The sequence below is a fragment of the Pseudomonas sp. DF5 genome (genome assembly GCF_058148225.1).
Genome location: NZ_JBYVYM010000046.1, coordinates 17,682 through 27,581 on the forward strand (window position 1 = coordinate 17,682; position 9,900 = coordinate 27,581).

The window sequence follows — 9,900 nt, forward strand, 5'->3', positions numbered from 1 at the left end:
GATAGAGAATCATGAAGTACATTTTTGACATCGTGCATGGCTTCTTCACCCAGCTTCGCAGCCTGGTGATGATCTTCGGCCACGCCTTCCGCAAGCGCGACACGCTGCAGTACCCGGAAGAACCCGTGTACCTGCCGCCGCGTTTCCGTGGCCGTATCGTCCTGACCCGCGACCCCGACGGCGAAGAGCGTTGTGTAGCCTGCAACCTGTGCGCCGTGGCGTGCCCGGTGGGTTGCATCTCGCTGCAGAAAGCTGAAACCGAAGACGGTCGCTGGTACCCGGACTTCTTCCGCATCAACTTCTCGCGCTGCATTTTCTGTGGCCTCTGCGAGGAAGCCTGCCCGACCACCGCGATCCAGCTGACACCGGATTTCGAAATGGCCGAGTTCAAGCGGCAGGACCTGGTTTACGAGAAAGAAGATCTGCTGATCTCCGGTCCCGGTAAAAACCCTGACTACAACTTCTATCGTGTTGCAGGTATGGCGATTGCCGGTAAGCCAAAAGGCGCCGCGCAGAATGAAGCCGAGCCGATCAACGTGAAGAGCTTGCTGCCTTAAGGAAGAACGATGGAATTCGCTTTCTATTTCGCATCGGGTATTGCTGTTGTGTCCACGCTTCGCGTGATCACCAACACCAACCCCGTGCACGCCCTGCTCTACCTGATCATTTCGCTGATCGCCGTGGCCATGACGTTCTTCGCCCTTGGCGCCCCGTTTGCCGGTGTACTGGAAGTGATCGCCTACGCCGGCGCCATCATGGTGCTGTTCGTGTTCGTGGTGATGATGCTGAACCTGGGCCCAGCCTCGGTTCAGCAGGAGCGCGTCTGGCTCAAGCCCGGTATCTGGCTGGGCCCGGTCGTACTCGGCGCCCTGCTGCTGGCTGAACTGCTGTATGTGCTGTTCAGCCACTCCAGCGGCCAGGCTCTCGGCCACACCACCGTAGACGCCAAGGCCGTGGGCATCAGCCTGTTCGGTCCTTATCTGCTGGTGGTCGAACTCGCCTCGATGCTGCTGCTCGCCGCAGCCGTCACGGCGTTCCACTTGGGCCGCAACGAAGCCAAGGAGCAATGACGATGCCTGCTATCCCTTTGGAGCATGGTCTGGCGGTCGCCGGCATCCTGTTCTGCCTCGGTCTGGTCGGCCTGATGGTCCGGCGCAACATTCTCTTCGTGCTGATGAGCCTGGAGGTCATGATGAATGCCTCCGCACTGGCGTTCATCGTTGCCGGTAGCCGCTGGGCGCAGCCGGATGGACAGATCATGTTCATCCTGGTGATCAGCCTGGCAGCCGCCGAGGCCAGTATTGGCCTGGCGATTCTGTTGCAGCTGTATCGCCGCTTCCACACTCTCGATATCGACGCTGCCAGCGAGATGCGCGGATGAACCTTCTCTATCTGACTTTCCTGTTCCCCCTGATCGGTTTTGTGCTGCTGGCGTTCTCCCGGGGACGCCTCTCGGAAAACCTCTCGGCGCTGATCGGCGTCGGCTCCATCGGCTTGTCGGCAATCGTCGCGGCTTATGTGATCTGGCAATTTAACGTTGCACCGCCCGAGGGTGGCCACTACACCCTGGTGCTGTGGCAATGGATGGCGGTGGAAGGCTTCACGCCGAACTTCGCCCTGTACCTGGATGGTCTGTCCGTGACCATGCTCGGTGTGGTGGTGGGCGTGGGCTTCCTGATCCACCTGTTCGCGTCCTGGTACATGCGCGGTGAAGCCGGTTACTCGCGCTTCTTCGCCTACACCAACCTGTTTATCGCCAGCATGCTGTTCCTGGTCCTGGCCGATAACCTGTTGTTCGTGTACTTCGGCTGGGAAGGCGTGGGCCTGTGCTCGTACCTGTTGATCGGTTTCTACTACAGCAACCGCAACAACGGTAACGCGGCACTCAAAGCCTTCATCGTGACCCGCGTCGGCGACGTGTTCATGGCCATCGGCCTGTTCATCCTGTTCCAGCAACTGGGCACGCTGAATATCCAGGAACTGCTGGTCAAGGCGCCTGAGCACTTCAAGGCCGGTGACTTCTGGATCGTTCTGGCGACCCTGATGCTGCTGGGCGGCGCTGTCGGTAAATCCGCGCAACTGCCGCTGCAAACCTGGCTGGCGGATGCGATGGCCGGCCCTACTCCGGTTTCGGCACTGATCCACGCCGCGACCATGGTAACCGCCGGTGTCTACCTGATCGCCCGTACCCACGGCCTGTTCGCACTGGCGCCGGATATCCTGCACCTGGTAGGTGTCGTGGGTGGCGTGACGCTGGTGCTGGCAGGTTTTGCCGCGCTGGTTCAGACCGACATCAAACGTATCCTCGCCTACTCGACCATGAGCCAGATCGGCTACATGTTCCTGGCCCTGGGCGTCGGTGCATGGGATGGCGCGATCTTCCACCTGATGACCCACGCCTTCTTCAAGGCGCTGCTGTTCCTTGCATCCGGTGCGGTGATCGTTGCCTGCCACCACGAGCAGAACATCTTCAAGATGGGCGGCCTGTGGAAGAAACTGCCACTGGCCTACGCCAGCTTCATCGTCGGCGGCGCGGCCCTGGCGGCCTTGCCTCTGGTGACCGCGGGCTTCTACTCCAAGGATGAAATCCTCTGGGAAGCGTTCGCCAGCGGTAACGAAGGCCTGCTGTATGCCGGTCTGGTCGGTGCCTTCATGACCTCGCTGTACACCTTCCGCCTGATCTTCATCACGTTCCACGGTGAAGCGAAGACCGAAGCCCATGCCGGTCACGGCGTTGCTCACTGGCTGCCGCTGTCGGTGCTGATCGTACTGTCGACGTTCGTCGGCGCGATGATCGTTCCACCGCTGCACGGTGTGTTGCCGGAAAGCGTCGGCCATGCCGGTGGCGAAGCCAAGCACAGCCTGGAAATCGCTTCGGGCGCCATCGCCCTGTCCGGTATCCTGCTGGCCGCGCTGCTGTTCCTGGGCAAGCGTCGCTTCGTCACGGCCATCGCCAACAGCGGCATCGGCCGCTTCCTTTCGGCCTGGTGGTTCGCTGCCTGGGGCTTCGACTGGATCTACGACAAACTGTTCGTCAAGCCATACCTTGCGATCAGCCACATTCTGCGCAAAGACCCGCTCGACCAGACCATCGGTCTGATCCCGCGTATGGCCAAAGGCGGTCACACCGCCCTGAGCCGCACCGAGACCGGTCAATTGCGTTGGTATGCCGCCTCGATGGCTGCTGGTGCCGTGCTGGTAATCGGCGCCGTCGTGCTGGTAGCGGTCTGACTATGAACCTTGCGAACTTGCGAAAGGAAACGAGCCCGTCATGATTCTGCCATGGCTAATCCTGATCCCCTTCATCGGCGGCCTGCTGTGCTGGATGGGTGAGCGCTTCGGCGCCACCCTCCCCCGCTGGATTGCGCTGATCACCATGTCCCTGCTGCTCTCCCTCGGCCTCTGGCTGTGGGCCAACGGTGACTATTCATTTGCACCAAAACCTGGCGCCGATCCGACCTGGGCGCTTGAGTTCAAACACGTCTGGATCCAGCGCTTCGGCATCAACGTGCACCTGGCCCTCGACGGCCTGTCGCTGTTGATGATCCTGCTGACCGGCCTGCTGGGTGTCCTCTCGGTACTCTGCTCCTGGAAAGAGATTCAGCGTCACGTGGGCTTCTTCCACCTGAACCTGATGTGGATCCTGGGCGGTGTCGTTGGCGTGTTCCTCGCCCTCGACCTGTTCATGTTCTTCTTCTTCTGGGAAATGATGCTGGTGCCGATGTACTTCCTCATCGCGCTCTGGGGTCACAGTTCTTCGGACGGCAAGAAAACCCGGATCTACGCGGCGACCAAGTTCTTCATCTTCACTCAGGCTTCCGGCCTGATCATGTTGGTGGCGATCCTGGGCCTGGTACTGGTCAACTTCAACGACACCGGCGTGATTACCTTCAACTACGCCGATCTGTTGAAAACCAAGATGTCGCAGACCACCGAGTACATCCTGATGCTCGGCTTCTTCATCGCCTTCGCGGTCAAGCTGCCCGTCGTACCGTTCCACTCCTGGTTGCCTGACGCTCACGCCCAGGCACCGACCGCGGGTTCCGTGGACCTGGCCGGTATCTTGCTGAAGACTGCTGCGTACGGCCTGCTGCGTTTCGCCCTGCCGCTGTTCCCGAATGCCTCGGCCGAGTTCGCGCCGTTCGCCATGACCCTGGGTCTGATCGGGATCTTCTACGGTGCGTTCCTGGCCTTCGCGCAAACCGACATCAAGCGTCTGATTGCCTTTTCGTCCGTTTCCCACATGGGCTTCGTACTGATCGGCATCTACTCCGGCAGCCAACTGGCGCTGCAGGGCGCGGTCATGCAGATGCTGGCTCACGGTCTGTCGGCCGCGGCACTCTTTATCCTCTCCGGTCAGCTGTACGAGCGCACTCACACCCGTGATATGCGCGAGATGGGTGGCCTGTGGTCGAAGATTGCCTACCTGCCAGCCCTCAGCCTGTTCTTCGCAGCGGCGTCGCTGGGCCTGCCGGCGACCGGTAACTTCGTCGGTGAGTTCCTGATCCTGATCGGCACCTTCGCCAGCGCGCCATGGGTCACCGTGATCGCCACGTCCGGCCTGGTGTTCGGTTCGGTCTACTCGCTGATCATGATCCACCGCGCCTACTTCGGCCCGTCGAAATCCGACGCGGTGCTGCATGGCATGGACGGTCGCGAACTGATCATGGTGGTTGGGCTTGCGGCACTGCTGCTTTACATCGGCGTGTACCCGCAACCGTTCCTCGATACCTCTGCCGCGACGATGCATGGCGTGCAGCAGTGGCTCGGCTCCGCCTTCACTCAACTCGCTTCGGCCCGGTAAGAGCGCTATGGAATTCACGACTCAACACTTTATCGCGCTTGCGCCGTTGTTGATCACCAGCGCCACGATCATCGTGGTGATGCTGGCTATCGCGTGGCGCCGCAACCACTCGCAAACCTTCCTGCTGTCGGTGGCAGGTCTTAACCTGGCCTTGCTGTCGATCCTGCCAGCCCTGAAAGTCGCGCCATTGGCCGTGACCCCGTTGCTGCAGATCGACACTTTCGCTTGCCTGTACATGGCGCTGATCCTGGTCGCCACCCTCGCCTGTGTGACCCTCGCCCACGCCTACCTGGGCGATGGCGGTACGGGCTACCCGGGCAACCGTGAAGAACTTTACCTGCTGATCCTGATGTCCGCCGCCGGTGGCCTGGTGTTGGTCAGCGCGCAGCACCTGGCCGGTTTGTTCGTCGGTCTGGAACTGCTCTCGGTACCGGTCTACGGTCTGGTGGCTTACGCCTTCTTCAACAAGCGTTCGCTGGAAGCCGGCATCAAGTACATGGTGCTGTCGGCCGCCGGTTCCGCGTTCCTGTTGTTCGGCATGGCCCTGCTCTACGCCGAAGCCGGCAGCCTGAGCTTCAACGGCATCGGTCAGGCCCTGGCGGCCACCGGCCTGCCTAGCCCGATCGCGCAACTGGGCCTGGGCATGATGCTGATCGGCCTGGCGTTCAAACTGTCGCTGGTACCGTTCCACCTCTGGACCCCGGACGTTTACGAAGGGGCTCCGGCACCGGTGGCAGCGTTCCTGGCCACGGCCTCCAAAGTGGCTGTGTTCGCGGTGATGGTGCGTCTGTTCCAGATCTCGCCAGCGGCGAGCAGTGGCGTGCTGAGCAACGTGCTGACCATCATCGCCATCGCGTCGATCCTGTTCGGTAACCTGCTGGCACTGACCCAGAGCAACCTCAAGCGTCTGCTGGGTTACTCCTCCATCGCGCACTTCGGTTACCTGCTGATCGCCCTGGTGGCGAGCAAGGGCCTGGCCGTGGAAGCCATCGGCGTGTACCTGGTCACCTACGTGATCACCAGCCTCGGCGCGTTCGGTGTGATTACCCTGATGTCCTCGCCGTACAGCGGCCGTGACGCGGATGCCCTGTACGAATACCGTGGCCTGTTCTGGCGCCGTCCGTACCTGACCGCCGTCCTGACCGTGATGATGCTGTCCCTGGCCGGTATCCCGCTGACCGCGGGCTTCATCGGCAAGTTCTACATCATCGCCACCGGCGTCGAATCGCACCAATGGTGGCTGGTCGGCTCCCTGGTACTGGGCAGCGCCATCGGCGTCTTCTACTACCTGCGTGTGATGGTCACCCTGTACCTGATGGAACCAAACCTGCGTCGCCACGATGCGCAACTGCACTGGGAACAACGTGCAGGCGGCGTGATGCTGCTGGCGATCGCCGTACTGGCGTTCTTCCTCGGCCTGTACCCACAACCGCTGCTGAACCTGGTTCAACAGTCGGGGTTGGCGGGTTGATCGCTTAAGCGATACTCGGTAGAAAACAGAAACGGCACCTTCGGGTGCCGTTTTTGCGTTTGTGGGATTTGTTACCGCTGCCCTCCCCTCCTTCTGCAATCCCCGAAACCTCGCGCGGGAATGTCCGTTTCGTCCTACATCCAACACTGCGCAATTGGCTCTATCTTGAATGACTGGCTGGATCGATAAATCAACGCGAGGAAGAACAATGAACCGTGACATCGTCGTTCCGTTGGCCAAAGCAAAAAGCAATCTGTCCAAACTCGTCGATGACGCAGCCGCCGGGCAGATCATCACGATTGCCAAACATGGTCGGGCCCTTGCACGTCTGGTTTCGGTAGGAAAACCCTACGGCCAGCGTATCGGTGTGATGAAAGGCAAACTGGTGCTTCCCGAAGACTTTGACGCCTCACTGCCGGACGACATGCTCGATGCTTTTCAAGGCACTCAAAAATGAAGCCGTCACAGTTTCTTCACCATGGGAACGCAGGCCAGTTGAAGACCGGAGGGGGAATGGTAAACCGCAGTTTTCTCCCCAATGTAACCACAGCGTCGATAAAAATCGGCGGCATTCAAAGTCGCATCCAGACGAACTTCCACCAGGCCAAGATCCCGCGCCAGATCTTCGAGAAAGCCCACGACGCGCTTGCCCAAGCCTCGCTGCATAAAGTCAGGATGTATAAAGATTGCACCGATTTCGCGGTTCTCCAGATCCAGCATGCCTGTCGCCACGGGCTCACTCTCAACGCACCCCAGATAGAAGTACTTTTCCATGAGTGCGCAGTAACCGTCCTCAGCTGACCCCGATGTCCAGGTCAGCATTTGCTTTTCGGTATAGGCACCGATGCATTGATGTCGGATGGCTAGCAGCCGTATGTCGAATGCCGTCTGGGCGTCGCTTTGGGTGACTTTTCTAATTTCGAACATTTCACTCTCCATCAGCCATGTGCAGACGGAGAATCAAAAAGCCCCGTCCATCTCTGGCGGGGCTTTGGGTAACACGTCAAATGCCGAGCACGTATGACCTTATGGCCCACCGGAAGCGGTCATAGAGGAACACATCATGTTCATTCGGCGTTGATCATTCATCGGCAGATAGTGCTGTGGGTGAGCCGATGAGTCAATTGCGAAGTCCCCTTCCCCCAGCATTACTCGAAAATTCTCACCGGCCTGGTCGCTTCGTCCTACAGGCGTTTTTACGACCGGGGTCTACCTTGAAAACGGGGGACGAAAAGGATGGCTTCGATGCCTTGACCTATTCGATTATCAAGACAACACTATACGCAGGTGACGTACAGAACATGGACGCTCTTTTTATCGAATTACCTGCGTTTCAGAAACACCGAGACGATTACCTGGATGACGATTTGTTCCGCAGCTTTCAGTTGGAGCTGCTGAAAAACCCTGAAGCGGGCGATCTCATTGAAGGTACGGGCGGGCTGCGAAAAATCCGCTTTTTCGATCAACGTCGCGGTAAAGGCAAGCGTAGCGGGCTTAGGGTGATTTATTACTGGTGGTCAGGTTTCGATCAATTCTGGCTGTTCACCGTGTATAGCAAAAACGAGCAAGACGACCTGTCGCCTTCCCAGAAAAAACTTTTCAGACAAACGCTGGATAGAGAAATCAACACGAGAACCCACTATGAAACGTGACATTTTTTCCGAACTGATGGAAGGCCTCGAAGCCTTGGCCGACGAGCGCCAAGGCAAGGTCACGCTGCGGACCCACAAGGTCAAGCTGCCGAAACTGGTACCCATCACTGCCGAGGAAGTGGTAGCCATCCGTCAACAGCTCAATCTTTCCCGGTCGGTGTTCGCCATGTATCTACGCACCAACACCCGAACCCTCGAAAACTGGGAACAAGGACGGGCAACACCAAATGCCCAAGCCACGACACTGATCCGCTTGGTTGAACGCTTTCCGCAAACAATCGAACAACTCGCAGCGCTGACCTGAACGTGCAGGCTTGTCATTCCACGCACATGACGAAATTGTAATTCCCCCATCACCTTGGCGTTATCCGCAGCTTGCAACGATGTCACCCGGCGACCATGCCGGCGGGCCCTTGCCCGTCGAACAATAAAACCCACGCCGAAGCACGTTCCCGTTCTGCCGAACCCAAGGAGTGATTGATGGTTAACAATACAAAAATGTCGATAGCCGCTTTAGCGGTGGTTGTCGGCTCCGGGCCGTCCATGGTGTTTGCGGAAGAGAAACCCGAGGGGTTTATCGAGGGCAGCAGCCTGACGGTGCTCAACCGCAACTTGTACTTCAATCGTGATCACCGTGACGGCCAGTCGAGTCCCACCGGCAATGGTTATTCCGAGGCCTGGGCTCACGCGGTCATCAGCAAGTTCGAATCCGGCTTTACCCAAGGCACCGTTGGATTCGGGGTCGATGCGTTTGCGATGATCGGCTTGAAACTCGATACCGGTGACGGGCGCAACGGTAGCCGTAGTTCTTTCGACGTGTTGCCGGTCGACAGCGATGGTCAGGCGCGGGATGAATACACCAAGGTCGGTGGCGCCGCCAAAGTGCGCGCCTTCGATACAGTGGTGAAGGTCGGCGATGTGTTCCCCGCCAACCCGGTGGTTGCGGCGGGTGACTCCCGACTGTTGCCGGAAAGCTTCCGGGGTGTCACGGCCACCAACACCAGTATCGAAGGTCTGTCGGTACAGGGCGGTCGCCTGCATGCGATGAGTCAGCCTGTGTCCAGCGACATGCGCGAGAACTTCGCGACCTTCTACGCCGGTCCGGTCAATTCGCCGTGGGTCGGCTATCTCGGTGGCGACTATGCACTGAACAAAAACCTCAGTTTCAGCCTGTATTCCAGTCGCCTCAAGGATGCCTGGAATCAGTACTACGCTGGCACCACATGGACTTATCCGCTGTCGGATGACCTGTCGCTGTTCGGTGGTTTGAACTATTACAAGGCGGTCGACGAAGGCAAACAACTGCTCGGCGAATTCGACAACAACATCTGGAGCGGTCGCATCGGGGTGAAACTCGGCGCCCACTCCGTTGCGTTATCGCACCAGCGCAACAACGGCAACGACGACTTCGACTACCTGCGTCAGTCCGACTCGATCTTCCTCGACAACTCCATCCAGTACAGCGACTTCAACTCGCCCAAGGAACGTTCGTGGATGGTGCGTTATGACCTCGACATGACCAGCTATGGCATGCCGGGTTTGTCGTTCATGACCCGTTACGGCCGTGGCACCGACGCCGACTACTCCAACGCCAACGCCGTGTACATGCGTCGCGATGCCGACGGCAACCCACTGACTGACCAGAAGCGCTGGGAGCGCGACATCGAAGTCAAATACGTGGTGCAGAGCGGCTCGTTGAAAGACATGTCTCTGCGTCTGCGCCAGGCCACCACCCGCGCCACGGCGTTTGAGTCGGATCTGGATGAAGTGCGGGTGATTGTCGAGTATCCGCTGGCGATTCTCTGACTTCACGGTTTATGCAAATTCACCTTTAGAAGCTCCTTGCTCCTTTGGTAAGAGGTGAATCTTTTGGCGTCCTTCGGGGCGCCTTTTTTATGCCCGGTCTTTAACACACGGCGAAAAACTGTGGGAGCGAGCCTGCTCGCGATGTCGCCGGCACAGCCAACATCTTC

11 protein-coding genes are annotated in these 9,900 nt (G+C 59.0%); 10 read left to right on the top strand and 1 reads right to left on the bottom strand.

The features are described 5' to 3' along the window. Nucleotides 1-11: 11 nt before the first annotated feature. The 7 genes from nuoI (at nt 12) to AC30D7_RS28115 (ending at nt 6,732) form a co-directional block, all read left to right on the top strand. Nucleotides 12-557, top strand: a complete 546-nt coding sequence (gene nuoI, locus AC30D7_RS28085; RefSeq protein WP_007940875.1) for an NADH-quinone oxidoreductase subunit NuoI — start codon at nt 12-14, stop codon at nt 555-557. Between the two features lie 9 nt (nt 558-566). After that, nucleotides 567-1,070, top strand: a complete 504-nt coding sequence (nuoJ, locus tag AC30D7_RS28090) for an NADH-quinone oxidoreductase subunit J (protein ID WP_019580075.1) — start codon at nt 567-569, stop codon at nt 1,068-1,070. Nucleotides 1,071-1,072: 2 nt separating this feature from the next. Next, nucleotides 1,073-1,381: an NADH-quinone oxidoreductase subunit NuoK gene (nuoK, locus tag AC30D7_RS28095; protein WP_007940879.1), complete on the top strand. Its 309-nt coding sequence runs from the start codon at nt 1,073-1,075 to the stop codon at nt 1,379-1,381. Further along, a complete protein-coding gene (nuoL, locus tag AC30D7_RS28100; protein WP_064618791.1) occupies nt 1,378-3,231 on the top strand; it encodes an NADH-quinone oxidoreductase subunit L in 1,854 nt (617 codons plus the stop codon). Before nuoK ends, nuoL begins: the two co-directional genes overlap by 4 nt. Nucleotides 3,232-3,271: 40 nt before the next feature. Next, complete coding sequence (gene nuoM / locus AC30D7_RS28105) at nt 3,272-4,804, top strand: NADH-quinone oxidoreductase subunit M (RefSeq protein WP_018925506.1); 1,533 nt, start codon at nt 3,272-3,274, stop codon at nt 4,802-4,804. A 7-nt stretch (nt 4,805-4,811) separates the two neighbouring features. Beyond that, nucleotides 4,812-6,275 carry an NADH-quinone oxidoreductase subunit NuoN gene (gene nuoN / locus AC30D7_RS28110; RefSeq protein WP_007940882.1) on the top strand — a complete coding sequence of 488 codons (1,464 nt, stop codon included), beginning with the start codon at nt 4,812-4,814 and terminating at the stop codon, nt 6,273-6,275. Between the two features lie 208 nt (nt 6,276-6,483). After that, nucleotides 6,484-6,732, top strand: coding sequence for a type II toxin-antitoxin system Phd/YefM family antitoxin (locus AC30D7_RS28115; protein ID WP_490136248.1), 249 nt, complete (start codon nt 6,484-6,486; stop codon nt 6,730-6,732). A 5-nt stretch (nt 6,733-6,737) separates the two neighbouring features. Here AC30D7_RS28115 and AC30D7_RS28120 read toward each other — a convergent pair whose 3' ends face one another. Continuing rightward, nucleotides 6,738-7,202, bottom strand: coding sequence for a GNAT family N-acetyltransferase (locus AC30D7_RS28120; RefSeq protein WP_490136249.1), 465 nt, complete (start codon nt 7,200-7,202; stop codon nt 6,738-6,740). A 374-nt stretch (nt 7,203-7,576) separates the two neighbouring features. Between AC30D7_RS28120 and AC30D7_RS28125 the strand changes: the two genes are divergently transcribed. From AC30D7_RS28125 to AC30D7_RS28135, 3 genes are all read left to right on the top strand, one after another. Further along, on the top strand, nt 7,577-7,927 hold the full coding sequence (locus AC30D7_RS28125) for a toxin (RefSeq protein ID WP_007940886.1): 351 nt from the start codon (nt 7,577-7,579) through the stop codon (nt 7,925-7,927). Then, nucleotides 7,917-8,231 (top strand): helix-turn-helix domain-containing protein, encoded by a 315-nt coding sequence (locus tag AC30D7_RS28130; protein WP_007940887.1) that lies wholly within the window; start codon nt 7,917-7,919, stop codon nt 8,229-8,231. The genes AC30D7_RS28125 and AC30D7_RS28130 overlap by 11 nt, the downstream gene beginning before the upstream one ends. Nucleotides 8,232-8,407: 176 nt before the next feature. Next, nucleotides 8,408-9,733, top strand: a complete 1,326-nt coding sequence (locus tag AC30D7_RS28135) for an OprD family porin (RefSeq protein ID WP_490136250.1) — start codon at nt 8,408-8,410, stop codon at nt 9,731-9,733. The last annotated feature ends 167 nt before the right edge of the window (nt 9,734-9,900 follow it).